The sequence below is a fragment of the Ancylobacter tetraedralis genome (assembly GCF_014195655.1).
In the GTDB taxonomy this organism is placed as follows: Bacteria; Pseudomonadota; Alphaproteobacteria; order Rhizobiales; family Xanthobacteraceae; genus Ancylobacter; species Ancylobacter tetraedralis.
On record NZ_JACICD010000008.1, the window covers coordinates 1 to 24,361 of the forward strand.

The 24,361-nt window shown below is 69.3% G+C and carries 21 protein-coding genes; 3 read left to right on the plus strand and 18 right to left on the minus strand.

Going from position 1 to position 24,361, the window contains the following annotated elements:
• The 9 genes from FHS55_RS18215 to mscL form a co-directional block, all read right to left on the minus strand.
• A partial coding sequence (locus FHS55_RS18215; protein WP_183191221.1) for an NAD(P) transhydrogenase subunit alpha occupies window positions 1–956 on the minus strand: 956 nt, incomplete at its 3' end.
• An 8-nt stretch (window positions 957–964) separates the two neighbouring features.
• The gene (locus FHS55_RS18220) at window positions 965–1,258 is read right to left on the minus strand and encodes an aa3-type cytochrome c oxidase subunit IV (protein WP_183191222.1); all 294 of its coding nucleotides are present in this window, start codon (window positions 1,256–1,258) and stop codon (window positions 965–967) included.
• Between the two features lie 84 nt (window positions 1,259–1,342).
• A complete protein-coding gene (locus tag FHS55_RS18225; protein ID WP_343056280.1) occupies window positions 1,343–2,656 on the minus strand; it encodes an ABC1 kinase family protein in 1,314 nt (437 codons plus the stop codon).
• Between the two features lie 173 nt (window positions 2,657–2,829).
• Window positions 2,830–3,327, minus strand: coding sequence for a DUF6790 family protein (locus FHS55_RS18230; protein WP_183191224.1), 498 nt, complete (start codon window positions 3,325–3,327; stop codon window positions 2,830–2,832).
• A gap of 31 nt (window positions 3,328–3,358) precedes the next feature.
• Window positions 3,359–4,303 carry a heme-dependent oxidative N-demethylase family protein gene (locus tag FHS55_RS18235; protein ID WP_183191225.1) on the minus strand — a complete coding sequence of 315 codons (945 nt, stop codon included), beginning with the start codon at window positions 4,301–4,303 and terminating at the stop codon, window positions 3,359–3,361.
• Window positions 4,304–4,423: 120 nt separating this feature from the next.
• Window positions 4,424–5,323: a dTDP-4-dehydrorhamnose reductase gene (rfbD, locus tag FHS55_RS18240; protein ID WP_183191226.1), complete on the minus strand. Its 900-nt coding sequence runs from the start codon at window positions 5,321–5,323 to the stop codon at window positions 4,424–4,426.
• Window positions 5,320–6,384 carry a dTDP-glucose 4,6-dehydratase gene (gene rfbB / locus FHS55_RS18245; RefSeq protein ID WP_183191227.1) on the minus strand — a complete coding sequence of 355 codons (1,065 nt, stop codon included), beginning with the start codon at window positions 6,382–6,384 and terminating at the stop codon, window positions 5,320–5,322. Before rfbB ends, rfbD begins: the two co-directional genes overlap by 4 nt.
• Before the next feature lie 32 nt (window positions 6,385–6,416).
• Window positions 6,417–6,977: a dTDP-4-dehydrorhamnose 3,5-epimerase gene (rfbC, locus tag FHS55_RS18250; protein ID WP_183191228.1), complete on the minus strand. Its 561-nt coding sequence runs from the start codon at window positions 6,975–6,977 to the stop codon at window positions 6,417–6,419.
• A gap of 173 nt (window positions 6,978–7,150) precedes the next feature.
• Window positions 7,151–7,579: a large conductance mechanosensitive channel protein MscL gene (gene mscL, locus FHS55_RS18255; protein ID WP_183191376.1), complete on the minus strand. Its 429-nt coding sequence runs from the start codon at window positions 7,577–7,579 to the stop codon at window positions 7,151–7,153.
• 231 nt (window positions 7,580–7,810) lie between these two features.
• Here mscL and FHS55_RS18260 point away from each other — a divergent pair, with 231 nt between their 5' ends.
• Entirely contained in the window at window positions 7,811–11,350 is a 3,540-nt protein-coding gene (locus FHS55_RS18260) for a hybrid sensor histidine kinase/response regulator (protein ID WP_183191229.1), read from the plus strand.
• A gap of 18 nt (window positions 11,351–11,368) precedes the next feature.
• Here FHS55_RS18260 and FHS55_RS18265 read toward each other — a convergent pair whose 3' ends face one another.
• The 3 genes from FHS55_RS18265 to FHS55_RS18275 all read right to left on the minus strand — a co-directional run bounded on the left by FHS55_RS18265 (window position 11,369) and on the right by FHS55_RS18275 (window position 13,403).
• Complete coding sequence (locus FHS55_RS18265; RefSeq protein ID WP_425485832.1) at window positions 11,369–12,115, minus strand: class I SAM-dependent methyltransferase; 747 nt, start codon at window positions 12,113–12,115, stop codon at window positions 11,369–11,371.
• A 15-nt stretch (window positions 12,116–12,130) separates the two neighbouring features.
• Window positions 12,131–12,787, minus strand: coding sequence for a response regulator transcription factor (locus tag FHS55_RS18270; protein WP_183191231.1), 657 nt, complete (start codon window positions 12,785–12,787; stop codon window positions 12,131–12,133).
• Window positions 12,788–12,938: 151 nt separating this feature from the next.
• Window positions 12,939–13,403: a secondary thiamine-phosphate synthase enzyme YjbQ gene (locus FHS55_RS18275; RefSeq protein ID WP_183191232.1), complete on the minus strand. Its 465-nt coding sequence runs from the start codon at window positions 13,401–13,403 to the stop codon at window positions 12,939–12,941.
• A gap of 119 nt (window positions 13,404–13,522) precedes the next feature.
• Between FHS55_RS18275 and FHS55_RS18280 the strand changes: the two genes are divergently transcribed.
• Window positions 13,523–14,521 (plus strand): alpha/beta hydrolase, encoded by a 999-nt coding sequence (locus tag FHS55_RS18280; protein ID WP_183191233.1) that lies wholly within the window; start codon window positions 13,523–13,525, stop codon window positions 14,519–14,521.
• A 19-nt stretch (window positions 14,522–14,540) separates the two neighbouring features.
• Here the strand turns inward: FHS55_RS18280 and FHS55_RS18285 are convergent, their stop codons facing one another.
• From FHS55_RS18285 to FHS55_RS18295, 3 genes are all read right to left on the minus strand, one after another.
• The gene (locus FHS55_RS18285; RefSeq protein ID WP_183191234.1) at window positions 14,541–15,038 is read right to left on the minus strand and encodes a hypothetical protein; all 498 of its coding nucleotides are present in this window, start codon (window positions 15,036–15,038) and stop codon (window positions 14,541–14,543) included.
• Window positions 15,039–15,115: 77 nt separating this feature from the next.
• Complete coding sequence (locus FHS55_RS18290) at window positions 15,116–15,730, minus strand: 2-hydroxychromene-2-carboxylate isomerase (protein ID WP_183191235.1); 615 nt, start codon at window positions 15,728–15,730, stop codon at window positions 15,116–15,118.
• Between the two features lie 191 nt (window positions 15,731–15,921).
• Complete coding sequence (locus FHS55_RS18295; RefSeq protein ID WP_183191236.1) at window positions 15,922–16,353, minus strand: MerR family transcriptional regulator; 432 nt, start codon at window positions 16,351–16,353, stop codon at window positions 15,922–15,924.
• 374 nt (window positions 16,354–16,727) lie between these two features.
• On the opposite strand from FHS55_RS18295, the gene FHS55_RS23850 reads away from it, so the two are divergent.
• On the plus strand, window positions 16,728–20,075 hold the full coding sequence (locus FHS55_RS23850; protein ID WP_183191237.1) for a tetratricopeptide repeat protein: 3,348 nt from the start codon (window positions 16,728–16,730) through the stop codon (window positions 20,073–20,075).
• A 57-nt stretch (window positions 20,076–20,132) separates the two neighbouring features.
• On the opposite strand, the gene pdeM is transcribed toward FHS55_RS23850, so the two are convergent.
• From pdeM to FHS55_RS18315, 3 genes are read right to left on the minus strand one after another with little or no spacing between them, the layout of a single operon-like run.
• Window positions 20,133–20,861, minus strand: coding sequence for a ligase-associated DNA damage response endonuclease PdeM (gene pdeM / locus FHS55_RS18305; RefSeq protein ID WP_343056266.1), 729 nt, complete (start codon window positions 20,859–20,861; stop codon window positions 20,133–20,135).
• Complete coding sequence (locus tag FHS55_RS18310) at window positions 20,827–23,355, minus strand: ligase-associated DNA damage response DEXH box helicase (RefSeq protein WP_183191238.1); 2,529 nt, start codon at window positions 23,353–23,355, stop codon at window positions 20,827–20,829. The genes pdeM and FHS55_RS18310 overlap by 35 nt, the downstream gene beginning before the upstream one ends.
• 47 nt (window positions 23,356–23,402) lie before the next feature.
• A complete protein-coding gene (locus FHS55_RS18315; protein WP_183191239.1) occupies window positions 23,403–24,326 on the minus strand; it encodes a class I SAM-dependent DNA methyltransferase in 924 nt (307 codons plus the stop codon).
• Window positions 24,327–24,361 lie beyond the last annotated feature (35 nt).

Below are 24,361 nucleotides of genomic sequence, written 5' to 3' on the forward strand. Positions count from 1 at the left end.
ACGTTGAGATGGCCGACGATCTTCACCCCGTTCGCCGTGGTGACGACCTCGCCCGGCACGGAGCCTTCGACATTGCCGCCGCGCTCCACCGCGAGGTCGATGATCACCGAGCCCGCCTTCATCGCCGCCACCATCTCCGCCGACACCAGCTTGGGCGCCGGCCGCCCGGGGATCAGCGCCGTGGTGATGACGATGTCCTGCTTGGCGATGTGGCTCGCCGTCAGCGCCGCCTGCTTGGCCTGGTATTCCGCCGACATCGACTTGGCGTAGCCGCCCGCCGTCTCCGCCTGCTTGAACTCCTCGTCCTCCACCGCGATGAACTTGGCGCCGAGAGACTCCACCTGCTCCTTCGCCGCCGGACGAACGTCCGTCGCCGACACGACCGCGCCCAGCCGGCGCGCCGTGGCGATCGCCTGCAGCCCGGCCACGCCCGCGCCCATCACGAACACCCGCGCCGCCGGAACCGTGCCCGCCGCCGTCATCATCATCGGAAACGCCCGGCCGAACTCGGCAGACGCATCGATCACCGCGCGATAGCCCGCGAGGTTCGCCTGCGAGGACAGCACGTCCATCACCTGCGCCCGCGTGATGCGCGGCATCAGCTCCATCGCGAAGGCCGATACGCCGGTTGCCGCCAATTCCGCCAGTTCCGCCTCGTGGCCGAACGGGTCGGCGATCGAGATCACCAGCGCCCCGCGCCCGGCCCCCGCCACCAGTTCCGCCGCCGGACGGCGAACGCCGAGCACGATATCCGCACCCGCCACCGCGGCCGCGTTATCCGCCACAACCCTCGCTCCCGCCCCCTCATACTCCCCGTCGCCGATCCCCGACGCCAACCCAGCACCCGAAGCCACAAAAACCTCAGCCCCTAGGCCGACATAACGCTTAACCGTGTCCGCAGACGCAGACACCCGTGGCTCCGAAGCAGAGCTCTCTTTGACAATCGCGATGCGCATGGTTCAGCTCAGGAGGTGATGATCAGGGCGAGCGTGAGGACGATCAGCAGCCCGAATTGCAGCTTGGGCTTGCCATCCGTGGAGGCGAGGCCGACCGCGGCGCCGGCGATCGAGGCCAGCGTGCCGAGGGTGAACAGGCCCCAATGGCCGTTCGCCCCGCCAATGGCGAAGGACACCATGAAATTGATCAGCGAGAGCGTGCTGACGAAGGTCAGCTTGGTGAAGAGGTGATAGGTGCCTTCGTGCTCGCTATAGTCATTGCCAGCAGCCGTGGCGTACTCCGGCGTTCCGTGATCGGCCATCGCGACCCCCTCCCAAAGTTTTAAAAGCCCGTCATCCGCTTTAACCGAAGACGCCCCCTGCGGCAACGGCGACGACCGCCGCGCTCACGTGAGTCCGACCTGCGCGAGCGCGGCGCCTTGCCGCGCCGTGACGGCCTCGACCGAGAATCCCTCGATCGCCGCCTCGAACAGGGCGTGGAAGTTGAGCTCCGCCTTCAGATGCAGGAACACCCCGCCGAGGCCAATGGCGGCGCGGTCCATGAACACGAATTCGCGCGGCACCTTGACCGGCCCCCGCTCCTTCAGCGCCTTGTGCACGCGGAAGGCCTCGCGCCGGCCATACTCGCCCGGCGCCACCCCGTCCGCGATGGTGCGCACGCGATCGTCGAGCAACGGGCCATAGATGAAGCGCGCCCAGATGTTCAGCACCTCGATCAATTCGCGGCTCAATCCACGGAAGCCCCATGTCTCATAGGCATGCACGGTGCGGGCTTCGTCATTCGCCTCCAGGCCGCGATAGAGATCGACCACGCCGCCGACAAAGGAGGGCGGGAAGATGCGGATGCAGCCATAATCCAGCAGGTTGATGCCGGCCGGCGCCCCCTCCTCTTCGAACACCGTGTAATTGCCCAGATGCGGATCGCCATGGATCACCCCGTGGCGGCTGAAGGGCAGCCACCACGCCGCGAACATGGCGCGGGCAATGGTGTTGCGCTGCTCCAGCGAGTGGTCGACGAAATCGAGCAGCCGCCGGCCCTCCAGCCAGTCCAGCGTGAGCAGGCGGCCGGTGGAGAGGGCGGAATGCACGCCCGGCACCCGCACGCCCGGCTCGTCCGCCAGCATGAGCGCATAGAGCCCGGCATGCAGCGCCTCGCGCCGGTAGTCGAGTTCCTCGCGCACGCGCGCGCCGATTTCCTGGGCGATCTCCGTGGTGTCGATCGCCGGGTCCATGCGCCGGTGCAGGGCGAAGACGAGATCGAGCTGCTTGAGATCGGCTTCCACGGCGGACTGCATGTCGGGATATTGCAGCTTCACCGCCAGTTCGGTGCCGTCGAGCGCGCGGGCACGGTGCACCTGGCCGAGCGAGGCGGCGGCGGTCGGCTCCTTGTCGAAGCTGGAAAAGCGCGCCATCCAGTCCGGCCCGAGCTCGGCGATCATGCGCCGCTTGACGAAGGCCCAGCCCATGGGCGGGGCCTGGTTCTGCAAGGTGGCGAGTTCGGCGGCATATTCGGGCGGCAGCGCGTCGGGAATGGTCGCCATCAACTGGGCGACCTTCATGATCGGCCCCTTCAACCCGCCCAGCGCCGCCGCCAGCGCCGCCGCATTGCCGCCGCGCTGGCCTTCCAGCCCGAGGATGCGGGTGCCGGCGATGCGCGCGGCGACGCCGCCCACACGGGCCCCGACCCGCGCATAGCGCACGGCCCGCGCCGAGAGGCGGTTGGCCTCGCGGTCCGGGCCGGCGTCAGTCGTCGCTGAGCTGGGGCTGGGAGGAACGGGATTGGGGGGAACAGTCTCGTCGGAATCGGACACGGACGGCCTCGCTGGTTACCCTCTAGCTAGGCCCTCTTGCCCCACATGCAACGGCGCCGCGATCACGTCGTCGTCGGACGGCCCACCAGACGCTGCGCCAGCAGCAAGCCGAGCACAGCGAGCGGGGTGAGGAAATCGGTGTAGAGGATGGGCCCGGCATTGCCGGCCGCCTGATTGCCGGTTTCCGCGACCTGCACCACATGTCCGACGCCGGCGCCGCCGAGAAAGCCGAGCATCACCACGCCAACCGCCGCGCGAAAGCCCGGTGAACCGAGAAAGCCGCCGATCAGGCCGGCGACGCCGATCCCGAGATTGGCCATGCCCACCTCGTACTGGAACGGGCTCGGCGCCCAGCCGATCGAGGCGGCGGCCTGCTCGGCGAAGAAAACATGGCCGATGAAGGCCCACACGCCCATCAGCCCCACCGGGAACACGAGAATGTAGCGCAGCAGCCGGTCGAGGATCGCCACCAGCGTGATGGGACGCGCCCCGCGCAGCAGGCTGAAGAGGGCGGCCGCAAGAGCAGCGAGCCATGCCAGAATGGGAACCCAGAAAACCAACGCGCCCTCCCTCGCCCTCGACCGCGGCAGTCTACTCCCCGCGCGCGATGCCCTCCAACACCGCGGCGATGGCGTCGCGATGCTCCGTCATCGCCTTGTAGGCCAGCTGGTCCGCGTCGAGGCCAAGGATCTGTTCGCGCAGCGAGGCCGCCAAAATGCGGCCTTCCGGATGGCGGCGGAAGGCATCGAACGGATCGACATGGATGCGCACGGTGAACAGCATGTCTCCGCTTTCGGGCATGCGCCGCAGCGTCTGGCGCTCGACGCGCACGAAGGCCTCGGGCGCCAGATTGGCGGGATCCTCGAACCAGTGGCGCGGGCGCTCCTTGGATTCGGAGTGGTGCAGTTGCGCGTCCGGGTAGATCGACCAGTTCACCCGCCAGACCGGCTGGTCGACCTTGAGGTTCTCGAAGATGCGGTTCATCACCCGCGCGAGCTTCGACTGGTATCCGGGAACGGATTCATGCAGCCCGTCCAGTGTCTGGCCGAAGCGCTGGGCGAGCGACCAGGAGGAGGGAAAGCACAGCACGGCAGCTACCAGCCGGTAGCCCGCCGGGCTCGGCGTCAGGATCAGCAGGTCGTCGGTGACGATCTGGCCGGCAAGGGCGAGCGGAGCCTCGCTCGCATCATCCAGGTCAAAGCTGCGGCCGGTGGGCAGCACGGTGAGCTGCCGGCCCTCGAGGCGATAGATCTCGGGATAACGCCGGGTGACATGCGCGACGACCAGTTCCAGCGCCTCGCGCTGCGACGTCCGCGTGCCCGGCTCCTCGCGCAGCACCACGTCCCGCTTGTCGCGCAGCAGCGCCGCGCGCTCGGCCAGCCGTGCCGCGATCTGCCGATCCGGCTCGATCCACGCGTCAAGATCGAGCGGGGCGAGGCCGACCGCGAAGGCCTTGCGCGATCCGTCGAACGGCGTGTGGGCGAAGGGGATTGCATCGTCGGTGACGGCGTCGGGGAATTTCTCGGCGGCATTCATGGCGTTGGCACAGGCGGGTCTCGCCGGACCGCCAGCCGGCCCGGACTTCGCGCAGACTAGAATGCATCGACACCGCCGTCAGCCCGGCTTTTCGTCAGCGGCGAGACGACGCAGGCGCGGTCAGGAGGCGCGCACGCTCGCGACCGGCACCATCAATTCGTCCACCACCTCGACGACCCGCTGCTGCCAGGGGGCCGCTCGCACGCCGAAGCGGGCGGCGAACAGGTCGCTCGATAGTTCGGAATTGACCGGCCGGCGCGCCGGCGTGGGATATTCGGCGGTGGTGATGGCGGCAACCTCCGGCCGCCGCCCGGTATGCTGGGCGGCGCGCGCGACGATGGCGGTGGCGAAGCCGTGCCAGGTGGTCGCGCCGCTGCCGGCGAAATGATAGGTGCCCGGCACCGCGGTGCCCGCAGCGAAGGCGGCGGCCGCAGCCAGCAGCGCCTCGGCAATGTCGCGCGAGGCCGTGGGGCAGCCGCGCTGGTCGGCCACCACGGTGAGCCGCTCGCGTTCGCGGGCGAGACGCAGCATGGTCTTGAGGAAATTCGCGCCCTGCGCGCCGAATACCCAGGAGGTGCGCAGGATCGCGTGGCGCTCCAACCCCTCGCGCACCGCGCGCTCGCCCGCCTCCTTGGAAGCGCCGTAGACGCCGAGCGGGGCGACCGGATCGGTCTCGACATAGGCGGTGGGCTTGGTGCCGTCGAACACATAGTCGGTGGACATGTGGACCAGTGCCGCCCCATGCCGCGCGCAGGCGGCGGCGATCAGCGCGGGCGCGGCGGCGTTGACGCGGAAGGCCGCCTCGCGCTCGCTCTCGGCCCGGTCCACCGCGGTATAGGCGGCGGCGTTGATCACCACGGCGGGCTGATGCACGACCAGCGCGCGCTCGACAGCCCCGGCATCCGCGATGTCGATGCGCGCATGGTCGAGCGCGACGAGGTCCACGCCGCGCGCCTCGGCCAGCGCGAGCGTCTCGCGCCCGACCTGGCCGCCGGCCCCGAGGAGAAGCAGCCGGCTCATGTCGCGAGCCCGATGCGTGCGCGATCGTAGCGCGCCTTGAGCGGCTCCCACCACGCGCCATTGTCGAGATACCAGCGCACCGTCTTCTCGATCCCGCTCTCGAAGGTCTCGGACGGCTCCCAGCCCAGCTCGTTCGTCAGCTTGGTAGCGTCGATGGCGTAGCGCGCATCATGGCCCGGCCGATCGGCGACGAAGGTGATGAGCCCCTCGCGCGGCCCGATCGCCGCGTCCGGCACTACCCGGTCCATGATGGCGCAGATGGTGCGCACCACGTCGATATTGCGCCGCTCATTATTGCCGCCGACATTGTAGCTCTCGCCCGGCCGCCCGCGTGTGGCGATCAATTCCAGCGCGGCCGCGTGGTCGTCGACATAGAGCCAGTCGCGCACGTTCTCGCCCTTGCCATAGACCGGCAGCGGCTTGCCTTCCAGCGCATTGAGAATGGTGAGCGGGATGAGCTTTTCCGGGAAGTGGTAGGGCCCGTAATTGTTCGAGCAGTTCGACATCACCACCGGCAGGCCATAGGTGTGGAACCAGGCCCGCACCAGATGGTCGGATGCCGCCTTGGAGGCCGAATAGGGCGAATTCGGCTGGTAAGGCGTGTCCTCGCGGAACAGGCCGTCCGCGCCGAGCGTGCCGAACACCTCGTCGGTGGAAATGTGGTGGAAGCGGAAGCGCTTCTGCGCGCTGGCATCGAGCGACCGCCAGTAGCGCAGCGCCTCGTCCAGCAGCGTGTAGGTGCCGACGATATTGGTATTGATGAAGTCGCCCGGCCCGTCGATCGAGCGATCGACATGCGACTCGGCGGCCAGATGCATCACCAGATCGGGGCGGAACTCCTGCAGCGCGGCGCGGAAGGCCTGCCCGTCGCAGATGTCGGCCTTGAGGAACTGATAGCCGGCATGGCCGTTCACCTCGGCGAGCGAGGCGAGATTGCCGGCATAAGTGAGCTTGTCATAGGTCAGGACCGCACGCCCCTGCCGCACCAGCCGGCGCACCACGGCCGAGCCGATGAATCCGGCTCCGCCGGTGACGAGGACGCGTTGGGCAATGCTGGTCATGCGTGCTGCTCTTCCGTCGCCGGGCCTTTGCGTCACAGGACGAAGGGCGTGTCGAAATCCCTGAGCCGGGGCAGCGCCCGATCCTTGTCCGACAGCACCACATCGGCGGCCGCGACCGGCCAGTCGATGGCAAGGTCGGGATCGCTCCACAGGATACCGGCGTCGTTGGGGCGAGAATAGGGCGCGTCCACCTTGTAGGCGACCAGCGTCTCGGCTTCGAGCGTGCAGAAGCCATGCGCGAAGCCGTGCGGCACCAGCAACTGCTCGCCATTCGCCGCCGTCAGCGTCGCCGCCACCCACCTGCCGAAGCTCGGCGAACCCTTGCGCAGATCCACCGCCACATCGAAGATCGCCCCGCGCAAGACGCGCACGAGCTTCGCCTGCGAGAAGGCGGGGGTCTGGAAGTGCAGCCCGCGCACGACACCGACCTGACGCGACAGCGATTCATTGTCCTGCACGAAGACGAGGTCGATTCCGGCCTCGTCAAAGGCGCGTTTTGCATAGGTCTCGCAGAAATACCCGCGCTCGTCTCCGAACCGCGCGGGCTGGATGAGGATGACGTCGGGGATGGCGAGACGGGTAAAGGTCGTCATGAGGCGAAGCGATGGTCCTGTAGGAACAGAGGGAAGCTTCTAGCCAATCCGGTCGCCGCTTCCAATAGACTTCATGTTGCAACTGCGAAAAATGCCAGCCTGCGCTGTCCGCACGGGACTACGGACCCGCAACCGCCCGGCCTCCAAAGCCTTTGTGCTGCGGGGCCGGGATCTCAGGCCTTCTTGGCGAGGATATCTCGAATTTCGGTCAAAAGTATCTCTTCCTTGGTGGGGGCAGCGGGCGCCGGAGGCTCGGCGGCGGCGTTGCGGCGCAGGCGGTTGATGCCCTTGACCACGAGGAACAGGATCCAGGCGATGATGAGGAAGTTGATCACCACGGTAAGGAAGTGGCCATAGGCAAGCACGGCGCCCTGTTCGCGGGCAGCGGCCAGCGAGTTGGCGGTGACGTTGGCCGACAGGCCGACGAAGTAGTTCGAGAAGTCGAGCCCGCCGAACACGGCGCCGACAACCGGCATGAACAGATCCGAGACGATCGACGTGACGATCTGGCCGAAGGCGGCGCCGATGATCACACCGATCGCCAGATCCACGACATTGCCCTTCACGGCGAATTCACGAAACTCCTTGAGTACCTTGGCCATGACACCCCCTGCTGCAACGCTGCTTCGCCCCCACTCTTCACCGCTCGCCCGATGATCGCAAGCGCCGACATGCGCCGGGGCAGGCGATTGACGCTCCGCCCCTTCCAAAGGCAGTTGCACCCCGCTGGCCGCCGTCAACAGGCGCCGGCCCCTCGCGTGCTTGCGGTGCCCTGCCGCAAGGGCGCATAAAAGAACGACGCCGCCTTTCGCGCGGAACCATCGGGACACCCCATGCTTCAGGCCTGGGTCATCATTGCGGTCGCCCTCGTCTATGTCGGCTTCCTGTTCGCGGTCGCCAGCTATGGCGACCGGCGGGCGGCGCGCGAGCGGCGCGGCCGGGACGGGCGACCCTATATCTACGCCCTCTCGCTGGCGGTCTACTGCACCTCCTGGACCTTCTTCGGCTCGGTCGGCCTTGCCACCACGCAGGGTGTGAATTTCCTGACCATCTATGTCGGGCCGATGCTGGTCTTCGCCTTCGGCGTGCCGTTCCTGCTGCGGCTGGTGCGGCTTGCGAAGGCGCAGAACATCACCTCGATCGCCGACTTCATCGCCGCGCGCTACGGCAAGAGCCAGGGCGTGGCGGCGCTTGTCGCGGTCGTCGCCATCGTCGGCTCGCTGCCCTATATCGCGCTGCAGCTGAAGGCGGTCTCCGCGTCGCTGGTCGCGATGCTGGGCGACTTCGAGGGCCTCGGCCTGCACTACCCCATCGTCGGCGACCTCGCCCTGATGATCGCGGTCGCCATGGCGGTGTTCGCCGTGCTGTTCGGGACGCGGCACATCGATGCCACCGAGCACCAGGAAGGGCTGATGCTGGCGGTGGCGACCGAGTCGATCGTCAAGCTGGTGAGCTTCCTGATCGTCGGCCTGTTCGTTACCTTCGTCATGTTTTCCGGCCCGGCCGACCTGTTCGCCAAGGCGGCGGAGAAGGCCGTGCTGCCCATGCTGACCGAGGGGCTGTCCGCCGATAACTGGGCGGTGATGACGCTGCTCTCGGCGCTCGCCATCATCCTGCTGCCGCGGCAGTTCCACGTGGCGGTGGTGGAGAACACCTCGGAGCGGGAGATCCGCACCGCCTCCTGGCTGTTCCCGCTCTATCTCGTGCTCATCAACCTGTTCGTCATCCCCATCGCGGTGGCCGGCCTCGTCTCGTTTCCGCCCGGCTTCATCGATGGCGACATGTATGTCCTCACCCTGCCGCTCTCGGTGGGCGCGCGGGCGATCGCGCTCATCGCTTTTGTCGGCGGCCTGTCGGCGGCGACCGCGATGGTGATCGTGGAAACCGTGGCGCTGGCGGTGATGGTGTCGAACGACATCTTCATGCCGCTCATGGTGCGCGGCCGGCGGCTGAGCGAGACGGACGACGCCTCCGGGCGGGCGACGCCGCATCTCGACATGGGCCACCGCCTGCTCACGGTGCGCCGCATCGCCATCTTCGCCATCCTGCTGCTGGCCTATCTCTACTATCGCCTCACCGGCGAGGCACAGCTGGCACAGATCGGCCTCCTGTCCTTCGCCGCGGTGGCGCAGTTCGGCCCGGCGCTGCTGCTCGGCCTGGTCTGGCGGCGCGGCACGGCGGCCGGCGCCATTGCCGGCATCGCCGCGGGAATCGCCATCTGGGCCTATACGCTGCTGCTGCCGAGCCTTGTCGATTCCGGCCTGTTCACGCCGCAATTCCTGGTGGAAGGCCCGTTCGGCCTTTCCATGCTGCGCCCGCAGGCGCTGCTCGGCGTCGAGGCCAGCCCGCTGGTGCATGGCGTGATCTGGAGCCTCACGGTGAACGTGCTGTGCTTCTTCACGGTCTCGCTGATGCGCCAGCCCACGCCCATCGAGCGGCTGCAGGCGAGCGTGTTCGTGGAAAGCGACCGCACCCCCTCCGCGCCCAGTTTCCGGCTGTGGCGCTCCCCGGTGACGGTCGGCGAGCTTCTCGCCACCGTGTCGCGCTATCTCGGCGAGGATCGCACGCGCGCCTCGTTCGAGAGCGTCTCGGCCATGCGCGGGGTGACGCTGGAGCCGGGGCGTGAGGCCGACTTCCAGCTCATCCGCTATGCCGAGCATCTGCTCGCCTCGGCGATCGGCGCGGCCTCCTCGCGGCTGGTGCTCTCGCTCATGCTGAGGAAGCGCACCGTCTCCACCAAGGCGGCGCTGAAGCTGCTCGACGATGCCTCGGCGGCGATCCAGTATAATCGCGAGATCCTGCAGACCGCGCTCGACCATGTGCGCCAGGGCATCGCGGTGTTCGACCGCGACCTGCGCCTCATCTGCTGGAACCGGCAGTTCGGCGACATGCTGGACCTGCCACCGGAAATCGTGCGCATCGGCGTCGGCATCGACCAGATCATCCGCTTCAACGCCGGCAACGGCGTGTTCGGCCCCGGCCCGGTGGAGGAGATCGTCCGCGAGAAGCTCGGCCGCTATGCGCGGCGCAACGTCACCTTCCAGGAGCGGCTGTCGCCGCGCGGCGTGGTGATGGAAGTGCGCGTCAACACCATGCCCGATGGCGGCGTGGTGGTGACCTTCACCGACATCACCCCCACCGTGGAGGCCGCCGAGGCGCTGGAGCGCGCCAACGAGACGCTGGAGCGCCGCGTGAAGGAGCGCACGAAGGCGCTGGAGAAGCTCAACACCCAGCTGGCGCAGGCCAAGGCGGAGGCGGACGAGGCCAACATCTCCAAGACCCGCTTCCTCGCCGCCGCCAGCCACGACATTCTCCAGCCGCTCAACGCCGCCCGGCTCTACGCCACCAGCCTGGTCGACCGCGCGCCGGAGGGCGAGGAAGCCCGCCTCGCCCGCAATGTCGATGCCTCGCTGGAGGCGGTGGAAGAAATCCTCGGCGCCCTGCTCGACATTTCCCGGCTCGATGCCGGCGCGCTGAAGCCCGACATCGCCGCCTTCCGGCTCGACGACATCTTTCGCCAGCTGGAACTGGAATTCGCCCCGCTCGCCAAGGAGAAGGGGCTCGCGCTCACCTTCGTCACCAGTTCGGCGGCGGTGCGCTCGGACCGGCGGCTGCTGCGCCGGCTGCTGCAGAACCTCGTCTCCAACGCCATCAAGTACACCCCGCGAGGCCGGGTGCTGATCGGCGTGCGCCACTGGCGCGGCAAACTGCGCGTCCAGGTGCTCGATACCGGGCTCGGCATCCCCCAGGCCAAGCAGAAGCTGATCTTCAAGGAATTCCACCGCCTCGACCAGGGCGCCAAGGCGGCGCGCGGGCTCGGGCTCGGCCTGTCCATCGTGGAGCGCATCTCGCGCGTGCTGGATCATCCGATCAGCGTGAATTCGGCGTCCGGCCGCGGCAGCGTGTTCACCGTCGAGGTGCCGACCGCCCCGCCCATTCCCGCCGAGGTGCCGCGCCTGCTGCCGCGCGCGACGGCGGCGGCCTCGCTCGACGGCCTCACCGTGCTGTGTATCGACAACGACCCCGCCATTCTCGACGGCATGGAGACGCTGCTGACCGGCTGGGGCTGCCGGGTGATCAAGGCGGCGGACGTGGCCGGCGCGCTCACGCTGGTGCGCGAGGCCCGCCTCATGCCGGACGCGCTGCTGGTCGACTTCCATCTCGACGACAGCGACGGCATCGAAGCCGCCAAGCAACTGCGCTGGAAGCTCGACCAGAACCTGCTGGCGGTGCTGATCACCGCCGACCGCTCCAAGCGCGTGCGCGACGCCGCCCGGGCTACCGAGATGGAAGTGCTGAACAAGCCATTGCGCCCCGCCGCGCTGCGCGCACTGCTGGCGCAATGGCGGGCGACGCGGGCGGCGGCGGAGTGAAGCTTGAGCCGGGCCGGCTCAGCCGGGCCTGCACCATTCCATGATGTGGAAATAGGGCACGCGGCGATAGAGATCCGCCTTCGACGGATCGCCGCCTGTGGGGGCCGGCTCGCTGAAATGCGTCAAGTGCAGGCCAAGGTCGAGCAACAGGCTCATATAGGTGCTGAGCGGCCGGTGCCAGTTGAGGATGCGGATGCCGCGCCAGTTCGCCCGGATCGCCCGTTCCTCCAGATAGTGGTCGATGAGGAAGCACGGCTCGCCCTGCGCATCACGCCTCCAGCCATCGGGCTGGCCGGCCGTGTTGAAGCTGGTGAGATTGGCGATGAGCAGGCTTCCGCCGGGGCGCAGGCAGGCCGTCATCCGTGCCAGCGCCGCCGGCAGATCGGCAATATCGATGAGGCTGAGATAGCTCACCACCAGATCGACGGGCGCGGCAAGCTCCAGCGTCTCCGCCCGACCCATTCGATACTCGCCGGCGGGATCGAGCGCGCGGGCCCGGGCGAGAAGCGTCGCGGTGGGATCGATGCCGATGGTGCGCAGGCCGATCGCCTGCATCATGCGGCAGAACCGCCCCTCGCCGCAGCCGACATCCAGCGCGGTTGAAAAGCCGCGGTCGCGGATTCGCGCCAGCATCGGCGTGTCGAGCACGAAGCGCCGGCCGAAATCGCCGCTGTCGCCCTGTTCGTTGATCCAGGCCTGCGCCGATTCATCCCATCCGCCGGATGACGGCACGCTCACGGGTGATGACAGGTTCTCGGGTGCCACACTGCCGCCCCCGCCTCAGCCCGTCGCCTGCGCCCAGTTGCCGCCCTCGATCTTGGAAGCGGCGATCACCGCCTGGGTGCGGCTTTCCACGCCCAGCTTCTGCAGGATGGCGGAGACATGCGCCTTCACCGTCGCCTCGGAAACGCCGAGCTCATAGGCGATCTGCTTGTTGAGCAGGCCTTCCGACAGCATCATCAGCACGCGCACCTGCTGCGGGGTGAGCGTGGCGAGCCGGGCGACCAGCGCCTGCGTTTCCTTGTCCGCGCCGCTCGACAGGTCGACATCGGGCGGGGTCCAGGTGCGCCCTTCCAGCACGGCGGCAATCGCCTCGCGCATCGTGTCGACCGCGCTGGTCTTGGGAATGAAGCCGCTGGCGCCGAATTCCATGCAGCGGCGGATGACGCCGGCTTCCTCGTTGGCGGAGACCACCACGACCGGCACGCCGGGATATTGCGCCCGCAGGTACATGAGGCCCGAGAAGCCGCGCACGCCGGGCATGGTCAGATCGAGCAGCACGAGATCGACATCGCCCTCGCGTTCGAGCAGCGCCTGGAGATCCTCGAAGCCGCCGGCCTCGAATAGTTCGACAGCGGGAAACTGACGGGATACCGCCTCGCGCAGCGCGCCCCGGAACAGCGGGTGGTCATCGGCGATCACCAGCCGGAAACTCATCGTCGTGTCCACTCGCAGCGGTCCTCTCAACCCGCGCGGACATGCGCTCGCCGCACGCCGCGCCGCGATCATGGTCTCGCGGAACCTGGCGGGCAAGCCGGCGGCCGCCATGGGCCGAAGGCGTGCTTACCGGAACCTTCCGTATCGACGTTTAGTGGGCATCGCCGACAAACGCCACCACCAATTCGCGCCGGTGCGCACGGGTCCGGTGCTCCACCAGATAAATGCCCTGCCAGGTGCCCAGCGCCATCCGCCCGCCGATGACCGGCACCGCCAGATGGATGCCGGTGAGCACGCTCTTCACATGGGCGGGCATGTCGTCCGGGCCCTCCATGTCATGCACCCAGCCGGCATCCTCGGGCGCCAGCCGGTCGAGCGCGGCGAGGAGATCGAGCCGCACATCCGGGTCGGCATTCTCCTGGATGGTGAGGGAGGCGGAGGTGTGCCGGCAGAACAGGCTCACCTCGCCGTCCCGCGCCCCGATGGAGCCCAGAAACCGGCTGATCGCCGCGGTGATGTCGGTGAATCCGCGACCCGCCGTCTCGACGCTCAGCAGGGTCGAGAAGCGCCGTGTCACGGGGCTTTCACGCAGTTCGCCCTGCCGGATCCTGCTCATCGTGGTGATCTTTCCCGGTCTCGATGCTGGACGAATGCGCCCGGCTGGGGTTGGATAGAGGACATCAGCCGCCGATGACAGACATCACAAACCCCTCCATCGTCGGAGCGTGCCCTTTCATGGCCACCCCTCTTCTCCACGACGTCCCCGCCTCGCCCCTCATTTCCGATATCGCCCTCGATCCCGCGCTGTTCGACCCATCCGCCATCACGGCCGATACGCGGGCGGTGAATGCCGGCATTCTCAAGGCGCTCGGCGCCATACCCGACCGCTGGGTATTCCCCATGGCCGTGCTGCGCGCGCTGCGGCTGGAGGGCAAGGGCCCCTTCCCGCTGGCGCCGGAGAGCCCTTATGCGCAGGTCGAGGAGATCGACGGCGCGCACGGGCCGGTGCGGCTGCGCATCCTCACCCCGCCGGCGGCGCCGAAGGGCGTCTACCTGCACATTCATGGCGGCGGCTGGTCGCTCGGCTCGGCACGCGAGAATGATGGGCTGAATCACCGCTTCGTCGAGCGCACCGGCTTTGCCGTCGTTTCCGTCGACTACCGGCTTGCGCCCGAGCAGCCCTATCCTCGCGGTCCGGACGATTGCGAGGCCGCTGCGCTCTGGCTGGCGCGCGAGGGAATGGCGCGCTTCGGCACCGATCGGTTCGCCATTGGCGGGGAATCGGCCGGCGCCAACCTCGCGGTGGCCACGCTGCTGCGGCTGCGCGACAAGCACGGGCTCACACCCTTTCGCGGCGCCAATCTCAATGCCGGCTGCTACGACCTCGCCCTCACGCCCAGCGCTCGACACTGGGGCGAGGCGCCGCTGGTGCTCAACACGCGCGACATAAGGGTATTCGTCGGCCACTATCTGCGCGAGGGCGGCGACGTCGAGACGCCGGATATCTCGCCGCTTTTCGGCGATCTCAAGGGCCTGCCGCCGGCGCTGTTCACCATCGGCACCAGCGATGCGCTGCTGGACGATACGCTGTTCATGGCGCCGCGCTGGCTGGCGGCGGGCAATCCGGCGCAGCTCGCCGTCTATCCCGGCGGCTGTCATGTGTTCATCGGCTTCCCCGGCAGCCTCGCCGATCAGGCCCTCGCCCGCATCTGCGCCTTCATCGGCGGCATCTGAGCGCCGGCCGCGATGTCGCTCACAGGCTCTGCTCCTGCGGCGCGGGCTCGCGGCCACGCAGGCGCTCCACCATGTCGAAGAAGCGGCGGAAGGCGTGTTCGGCCATGTCCATGGCCTGATCGAGCCGCTTCTGCGCCTCCTGCGTGCCACTCTCCTCGCCATCCGCTGCCGGAGGAGCGGCGGCGGGTGGTGATGCAGCCGGCGGCGCGGCTTGCGGCGGCACTGGCGCGCCCATGATATCGGGCACGCCGCCGGCGCGGCCCTTTTCCAGCTCGGCGATGCGCGCGTTGAGGCGCGCGATCTCGGCCTCCAGCGCCGCCCGGTCCTCGGGCACCGCCTCGCACACCCACGCGCCCGACTTCATGGAGCAGAAGGAAAGCGCGCCGGTGCGGGTATCGAGCTTCAGCATTCCGCCATTGGCCGGCTGCAGCGTGAAGCGCGGATCCGATGCCACCGGATCCGCTGTCTGCGCAACAGCTGCGGGCATGCCGCCAGGGAAGGCGAGGAGAGCCATCATGGCAAAGACTGCCACGGCAATTTGGCGCGACACGCAAACCATCTGAAAACCTCCCTTATCGCCCGGCAAGGGGCGGATCAGGGCGTCAACGGCGCCCGCCCGCTGGACAACGCGGCGTCCAGCAGTTCGATCCGATCCTGCCCCCAGAAGACCTCGCCGTCGAGCACATAGGAGGGAGAGCCGAACACGTCGGCCTCCACCGCATCCGCGTGGTTGGTCTGGTAGATGGTGCGGGCCTTGTCGCTGTCCGCGGCTTCGACCAGCCCGGCCGGCAGGCCAAGCTCCGCCAGGGTGAGCGCCAGCGTCGCCGGGTCGGCCATGTTCTCCTGCCGCTGCCAGGCGCCCGCACCCAGCCGCCCGACCAGCGGCGCGACATCGTGGCCGGCGATCTGGGCGGCAATGATCAGCCGGTCGGCGAGGCCGGGATCGAACGGCCAGTGCACCGGGGCCAGGTGCAGCTCGATCCCGCGCACGTCCCGCCAGCGCTTCAGTTCCACCAGCCGGTAGCGCTGGCGCGCGGGGTGGCGGCGGGCCAGCGGCAGGCCGCCGGTCTCGGCAAACAACTCGCCCAGCTGGACAGGACGGAAATTGATGCGAAGCCCGTGCCGCCGTGCCACGTCGAGAAAGGCGGCATAGCCAAGAAAGGCCCAGGGGCTGTGGATCGAGAAATAATAGTCGACGGAACGGGACATGCGGCTCTCGGCTGGCGACTCGCGCGGAGCGCACACGCTAGCTCAAGAAGGTGACAGCGAGAAACGCCCTGGCGCAGCTTCAAGCCGGTGACCACCGCCCAAAACGCCAGCAGCGCCCCCGAGGGAGCGCCGCCGTATGCAGGAAGCCGTATGCAGGAACGAGAGGCGTGGTCCGATCGGACTGCGCCCGATCAGGCGGCGTTGCGCACCGGGAAGGCCGCAACCATCTGGCGAAGCTCGCCGATGGCGTCCTCGATTTCCGCCTTCTGGTGTTCGAGAAGACCAAGCTGCTCGACGCACTTCTCGCGGGTCAGCGCCAGACCGCCGGCCGGCATCGGGCCGCCTTCGCGCAGGGCGACCATCGCCTTGATCTCGGCGAGGGTGAAGCCGAGCTTCTTGCCCTTGAGGATGATTTCGAGGCGCGCCCGCTCAGCGGCGCTGTAGAGGCGGGTCAGCCCTTCGCGGCGGGGGGAGAGGAGGCCCTTGTCCTCATAGAAGCGCAGGGCCCGCAGCGTCACGTCGAATTCGCGGGCGAGATCGCCGATGGTGAAGAACGCCGCCTCGGACCCGGACGGGCTCACCTGATTCACTGCACGATCCGCGTCGTAAGAGGAGAAATCCATTGCCGAACTCCGTTGGTTCCGGGGGACACGTCAGGAACGTTGACCGGAGTGTTGCAGATGGGGTTCCGCTAGGGGAGAAAGTCGCACCCGACGTTAGGGAAACTTACTGTTAAATGACAACCTAACCCATTGATTTCATTTGACTGCACACATCGCCTCCGGCGAGACGCGAAAGGCCCATCTGCCGGGGGTAATGAGCCCCCGGGCCTGTCCGGGGTCGGTGAAGGCGCCGCGAGCAGCACAAATCAGAGACCTTCCGAGCCTCGTTCTTAACGCCACATTTACCAAGAAAATGAACAGTCGCGCGGATGAGCCTCCTGCGCCGAGGACGGGCGATTCTCGCCATGTCGGCGCTCGACGCGACGGAGACAGCGGTGAGGCAACGGGTCCCTTCCCTGAGCGGACAGATCGCCCCCGAGGCCTGGCGGGCGATGAGCGATGCCGCCCGCCGCGCGGGGCTGCCGCTCGACGAATGGCTGAAGGCACAGCTCATCGCCTCCAATGCCGGGGTCGCGCAGACGGCCGCCGCCTCGGGCGGCTCGGTCGAGGATCTGCAGCGCCGGGTCGAGGAGCTCTCGGGCGCCATCGACCGGCTGGTCGATTCCGCACCTTCGGCGATCCGGCAGGCAGAGCCCCCGGCGCCAACGAACCGGCGCGCGCCGTCACCCCCGCGATCCGCCGCGCTCGCCGCCACCGATGGGCGGATCGATGCCGCCATCCGGCAGATCAACGAACGGCTCGACGCGCTGAACACGCCGCGCGCCAGCGCACGCCAACACACGACCGTACCGGCGGGCGAGGACATTTCGCGCCCTGCCGAGGCCGTCGCTCGCCGCGATGACCCGCCCGCCGCCACCGACGCCCCGCCGCGCCGGCGCGAGAGGCCCGTACCGGCGGCTCATAGTCCGCAGGCGATCGAAGCCGCCATCGCCGAGATCGCCGCCCGCCAGCAGCAGCTCGACCAGGCGGCCGGCACGCGGCCGCCACGCCCCATCCCCCCGCTGGCGCGCGGCGAGGAGCCGGTGCCCGGCCCGTCTCCGCTCTTCGCGCCATTGCCGGAGCGGCCGGCCGCGCGTCATCCGATGAAGGCCGATCCGCTGGACGCGATCCAGCACGAACTCGGCGAGATGCGCCAGACCATCGCCGACCTCGCGCCCCGTCAGGCGATCGACGAGTTGCAGCGCACCATGATGCGCCTTGCCGATCGCGCCGAGCGCACGCGGGCTGGCGATGACGACATGCGCGCCACCCTCCTCGCGCTGCGCGACATGATCGGCAATCTCAAGCGGCCCGAGCACCCCGGCGTGCTCATCACCCGGGTCGAGCAACTGGAACGCAAGATCGACATCGTCAATGCCAAGACGGTCGATGGCGCCGCCATTGCCCGATTGCAGGCGCAGGCGGGCGAGATCCGCGAATTGCTGGCGCGCGCGCTGTCGACCGATGCGCTGCAGCGGCTGGCGGAGCAGGTCGCGCTGCTGGCCGGCCGCATCGGCCAGATTCCCCGGGTCGACGAGACCACCCTGCAGGCGGCCGTCGCGCCGCTGGAGCGCCGGATCGACGCGCTGGTCGAGCGGATCGACCGCCGGCCGGAGCCGGTCGTGCCGGTGGATGACATTCTCGGGCGCCTCGACGCGCTGCAGAAGGAACTGGCCAGCGCCCGCCGCGAGCCGCCAGCCGGCATGGAGCACCTGTTCCGCGGCATGGCCGAGCGGCTGGAGCGCATCGAGCGGCCCATCCAGCTGCCCGATCACGGCCCGCGCTTCGATGCGCTGAGCCGGCAGGTCGCCGAGATCGCGCAGAAGCTCGACCACGCCGCGACGCCCGCCGCGCAGATCACCGGACAGCTCTCGACCATCGAGCGGGCGGTGAACGACCTTTTCATCCACATGGAGGAGACGCGCGCCACACTACTCGCGACGTCCGGCAATCGCCCGCACCCGACCGGCGGCGGGGGTGGCAGTGGTGGCGCTGGTGCTGGCTTGGGCGACGCGCATGCGCTGCTCAAGCGCGAGATCGCCGCCATCGAGGCGGCACGCGCGTCCGCGCGCCCGCCCCACGCCAACACCGCTCCGTCCTCGCCGGCATTGCGGAATCCCGACGCACCGGCCCACGCCGTCATCCCGGCGAAACCCGTGCGACAGGCCGGCCCGCAGCCCAGCTTCACCCCTCCGCCGGCCTCGATTCCGAAGCCGTTCGAGCCGCAGCTGATGCGCGCGGCGCTGGAGGAACTCGCTCGCTCGCCGCAGGTGGCGACCGCCTATGCGGCGCCCCCCGCCTACCAGCCGGCGGACGACGAGACCGCGACCTACGCTCCCGAAGAGGCGCTCCAAGAGGCGCTCCATGAGACGCCACAAGAGGCGCTCCACGAGACGCCACAAGACGCATCCGGGCAGGCTCCCAAGCCCGCGCCCGAGAAGACACGCCTCATGCCCGGAGCGCTCGGCGATGCGTTCGATCTTCCCGGCGCGCCCGAGGTCCGGGCGCCGCACGGCCCGGTCGGCTCTCCCGGCGCCGCCGCTGGCCAGCCTGGCCGCGCCCATTTCATCGCCCAGGCCCGTCGCGCGACCCAGCCCGGCACACGCGACCGGGCCGACCCGGCCGGTCGCCACGGCGAGCGCGGATCACCGGCGGCGCGCAACACCGCCCGCTGGGCGGCCCGCATCCGCGCCATGCTGCTCATCGGGGCTTGCGGTTCGGCCCTCGCCTATGGCTCGTGGCACGTTCTCGGCACGATGCGGGAGGGGCAACTGCGTGCCGGAGCGCCCGTCCCCGCCGGCAGCCAGCCCACACTGGCCCGCCCGGGCGCATCGAGCCTGCCGCCGGGCGCAGCGCCGCTGCCCGACGACATTACCGGCTCGATCGGCAATGGCCCGCGCGGCGCGCCGGCTGGCCCACCCTCCGCACTGCCCATGCCGGCCGTGCCCCCGGCGACCCCATCCCAGACCGCTCCAACCCAGGCAGCCCCGAACCAGGCAGCCCCGAACCAGGCAGCCCCGAACCTTGCGCCCGGCCCCTCCAGCATGGCCGGGCCGGAAGATCTCCCCCTCGCCATCGGCAGCCAGGGGCTGCGATCGGCCGCGCTCTCGGGCGATGCCGGCGCCGCGTTCGAGGTCGCCAACCGCTTCCAGCAGGGAATGGGCGTGCCGCCCAGCGCCGCGCGTGCCGCGCAATGGTTTGCCTTCGCCGCCGATTGCGGCTCCATTCCCGCCGCCTATCGTCTTGGCGCGCTCTATGAGAAGGGTGCCGAGGGCGTGCCGCGCGACCTCGCGCGAGCCCGCACCCTCTATGAGCAGGCGGCGCGAGCGGGCAACCTGCACGCCATGCACAATCTCGGTGTGCTGCTGGCCTCGGGCACGAATGGACCGCCGGATTATGCACAGGCGGCGGCCTGGTTCACCAGCGCGGCCGAGCACGGCCTGCGCGACAGCCAGTTCAACCTCGCCATTCTTTATGCGCGCGGCTTCGGCGTCGTGGCGGATCCGGTGCAGGCGTGGCGCTGGTTCGCGCTGGCGGCGGCGGCCGGCGACGCACAGGCGGCGGCCAAGCGCGACGCCATCGGCGTGATGCTCGATCCCAAATCGCTCGCCGCCGCCCGCCTCGCGGTGCAGGGCTGGACGCCCGTGATGGCGGATGCCCGCGCCAATGAAGGCACCGGGCCGGAGGCGGGCAAGGCCGCGGACCCCGCAGCCACCGTGCCGCGCAAGACCGCGTTGCGCTGAACCTCGCAATGCTCTGGAGATCGCCCGGCGGCGGGAACGCGGGGCAGGCTTCCCGGCTCAGTGGTCGGGCAGGCAGGCGTGGTGCGCGAAGCGATAGATGCGCGCGCCTCCGGCCAGATGCGCCGCAAAGGCACCGGCAAACAGCCCCTCGATCGCGGGGTCGCGCACGTTGAGACCGCCGGCATAGGCCCCCAGCGCCGGCATGACCAGGCGCTTGCCGTCCGTGGCGAAGCAGCGCCGGCGCAGGCTCTGGCCGCGCACCACAAGGCGGGCCACCGGGTGCAGGTGCCCGGCGATCTCGCCCTCGCTGTCGCCGGCCTGGGGTTCGTGACGCAGGGTGATGGGGCCGATCGTCAGTTCGTTCACATGGCTGCCGCCGAGCCCCGGCATCGGGTCGGGATCGTGATTGCCGGCCACCCAGATCATCTCGCGCCCGCGCAGCAGGCGGGCGAGCGCCCCGCGCTCCTCGCCGCCCAGCCGCTCGGCGCCGCGTCGGTCATGGAAGCTGTCGCCGAGCGAAACCACCGCGCGCGGACGCCAGCGATCGACGATCTGGGCCAGCACGGCCAGCGTGGCGCGGCTGTCATAGGGCGGCAGCAGCGCGCCGCGTGCCGCCATCGCCGAGCCCTTTTCCAGATGCAGGTCGGCGACGATGATAAGCCGCTCGGCCGGCCAGTAGAGCGCGCCGGCCGGGTCCAGCACGAAACGCGTACCCGCAAGCGGGAAGCCCCCCTCCCCTTGCCGCTCGATGTCATAACGCACGGCACGAACCGTCGTCGACGTCACGCGTCGCCTCCCTGATCAGCTCTTCCTCGGCTTCAGCCAGCAGTGCTTCGCTCGCATTGCCCGCCACTCTCTCGCGACCGATCTCCAGCATCACGGGCACGGCGAGGGGCGACACGCGCCGCAGTGCAATATGCTCGATTCGCCCCGAAATTCGAACCAACATGTCGGACAGACGGCGAATATCCAGAAGCCCCGTCGCCGCATCCGCGCGGGCGGCGCGCAGCAGCACATGGCCCGGCTCATGTCGGCGCAGCACGTCATAGACGAGGTCGGTCGACATGGTCACCTGCCGCGCATTCTTCTCCTTTCCGGGAAAGCGCCGCTCGATCAGCCCGGCGATGACCGCGCATTGGCGGAAGGTGCGCTTCATCAGCGCGGATTCGTCGAGCCACGCCTCCAGGTCGTCGCCCAGCATGTCGGCGTCGAACAGCGCGTCGAGGTCGAGCCGGCCCTGCGCGATGGCAAGCGACAGGTCGGAAACGCCATAGATCGCCAGCGCGTAATCGTTCGCCATGAAGCCGAGCGGGTTCAGCCCTGCCCGGTCCAGCCGGCGCGTCAGCAGCATGCCGAGCGTCTGGTGGGCGAGCCGCCCTTCGAACGGATAGGCGACGAGATAATGCCGCCCGCCGCGCGGAAAGGTCTCGATCAGCAGGTCGTCGCGTCCCGGCAGCCGCGAGCGCAGCTTCTGCAGGTCTAGCCAGTCATGCACCTGCCCCGGCAGGCTCGCCCAGCGCGCCGGGTCGGCCAGCAGGGCGCGCACGCCCGAGGCGAGGAAGGTGGAGAGCGGAAACTTGCCGCCGGCATAGGAGGGTACTTTCGGATCGGTGGCGCTGGTGCGGGCGACGCGTACCTCATCATCGACGATGGCGAGATAGTGCAGCACTTCGCCGGCGAAGACGAACGTGTCGCCCGGGCTCAGCATCTCGACGAAATACTCCTCCACCTCGCCCAGCACCCGGCCGCCAAAGCGCGATTTCGCGCTGGTGAGGCGCACCTTGAGCATGGAGGATTCGACGATGGTGCCGACATTCAGCCGGTATTGCTGCGCCACCTGCGGATTGGCGACGCGCCAGCGCCCATCCTTGCGCGGGCGGATGCGGGCGAAGCGCTCATAAGCGCGCAGCGCGTAGCCGCCGGTGGCGACGAAATCGACCACGTCGTCGAAATCCGCCCGCGTCAGCCCCGCATAAGGCTCGGCGGATGTCACCTCGGCATAGAGATCGTCCACGGCAAAGGGCTCGGCGCAGGCCATGCCGAGCACATGCTGGGCCAGCACGTCCAGCGCTCCGCGGCGCTCCACGGCGCCATCCTGCGCCCCCGCGCGCACCGCTTCCAGCGCGGCGCGGCATTCCAGCACCTCGAAGCGGTTCGCCGGCACCAGCACGGCCCGCGAGGGCTCGTCCAGCCGGTGATTGGCCCGGCCGATGCGCTGCATCAGCCGCGAGGAGCCCTTGGGCGCGCCAACATTCACGACGAGATCGACCGCGCCCCAGTCGATGCCGAGGTCCAGCGAGGAGGTGCACACCACCGCCTTCAGCTTCCCCTCGCCCATCGCCGCCTCCACGCGCCGGCGCTGCGAGACGTCGAGCGAACCGTGATGCAGGGCGATCGGCAGATTGGCGTCGTTGACGCGCCACAGTTCCTGGAAGAGCAGTTCCGCCTGCATGCGCGTGTTGACGAAGACCAGCGTCGTCGTGTTGGCCACGATCAGCGCGTAGATCTCTTTCAGCGAATGGCGCGCCGTGTGCCCTGCCCAGGGCACATGGGCGACGCTCTCCAGCATGGAGAGCTCAGGCGCCGCGCCGGCCTCGGCGATGACCAGATCGCCCATTTCCGGCTCGCCTGTTTGAGGCACCAGCCAGCGGCGCAGCGTGTCGGGGTCCGCCACGGTGGCGGAGAGGCCGACGGTCTGCACCCCGGGCGCCAGTTGCCGGAGCCGCGCGAGACCGAGCGACAGCAGGTCGCCACGCTTGGAGCCGGCCAGCGCGTGCAGCTCATCGAGCACGATGCGCCGGAGATCGCCGAACAGATGGGCGGCATCGCCCGAGGCGATGAGCAGCGCGATTTGCTCGGGCGTGGTGAGCAGGATATCCGGAGGATCGCGCCGCTGGCGCTGGCGGCGCGAGGCGGGCGTGTCGCCGGTGCGCGTCTCGATGCGGATGGGCAGGCCCATCTCGGCCGCCGGCCGCTCCAGATTGCGCGCGACATCCACGGCCAGCGCCTTGAGCGGGGAGATATAGAGCGTGTGCAGGCCCGGCGGGCGCGGACTGTTGCTGCGCCGCTGCGCGCGCGCCGCCAGCTCGATCAGGCTCGGCAGGAAGCCGGCCAGCGTCTTGCCCGCGCCGGTGGGCGCGATCAGCAGGGTGGAGCGGCCGAGCCGCGCCTTGGCGATCAGCTCCAGCTGATGCGCGCGAGGGGCCCAGCCACGGCTGGCGAACCAGCCCGCGAACGGCTCGGGCAACAAGGCGGTCTCGTCGTCGCGGTGGGGATCCATGGTCGGCACCGCGACAAGCTAATGCGTCGGCGCCCAATTGCGAGGGGTCAGGCGCGCCGCGCCACCACCACCAGCCCCGGCACCGGCTTTTCCTTCTCGGTGCGGGTGGATGCCGCATCGCAGGAGACCAGCGCCAGCCCCGCGCTCGCCAGCGCTCCGCGCACATAGGCCTCGCCATGGGCGAAGCGCAGCGTGTCGCGCAGCAGGATGCCCTGCCCGGCATGCGTTTCCACGGTGAAGGCGGCGAGCCCGCCCGGCTCCAACACGCGGCGGGTCTCGGCCAGAATGGGGCCGAGATCGTCCAGATAGCAGAAGGCATCGCCGGCGAAGATCAGGTCCGCGTCCTCGCCCGGGCGCTGCGTGAGGAAGGACACCATCTCCCCCGCCACCGCCCGCTCATAGACGCCGCGCCTGCGAGCCAGCGCGATCATGTTGGGCGAGAGGTCGACACCCACCATCGCCCCGACATGATCGGCCAGTAGCATCGCCACCAGCCCGGTGCCGCAGCCCAGATCCAGCCCGCGCGCGAAGGCGTAAGGCCGCCCGAGCGCGACGCAGGCGTCCGCCAGCGCCGCGTCGATCAGTTCCGGCCCGCGATAGGACAGGCGCGCCAGCGCGGCGTCGAAGCGATCGGCATATTGATCGAACAACGTGCGCACATAGGCTTCGCTCATGCCGGCCTCGGCGGTGCCGCCGAGCCGGGCGATGCGCAGCCCGGCGCCGAGCGTATCGCCGGGATCGAGCACCAGCGCCTGCCGGTAGGCCTCCAGCGCGCCAGACGCATCATCCACCTCACGCGCTTCGCCGAGCAGGAACCAGCCCGGCGCGTAATGCGGCGCGCGCGCCATCGCCTCATCCAGCAGCCGCGCGGCGTCGGCCGCATTGCCTTCCGCCAGCAGCGCGCGCGCCCAGTCGAGCCGGCGGTCGACCAAGGGATCCCCGGAGGAAAGAAACAGCCGGCCGTCGCTCATGATGGGGGGCTCTCGCGAAAAGGCGGTGGGGCGCC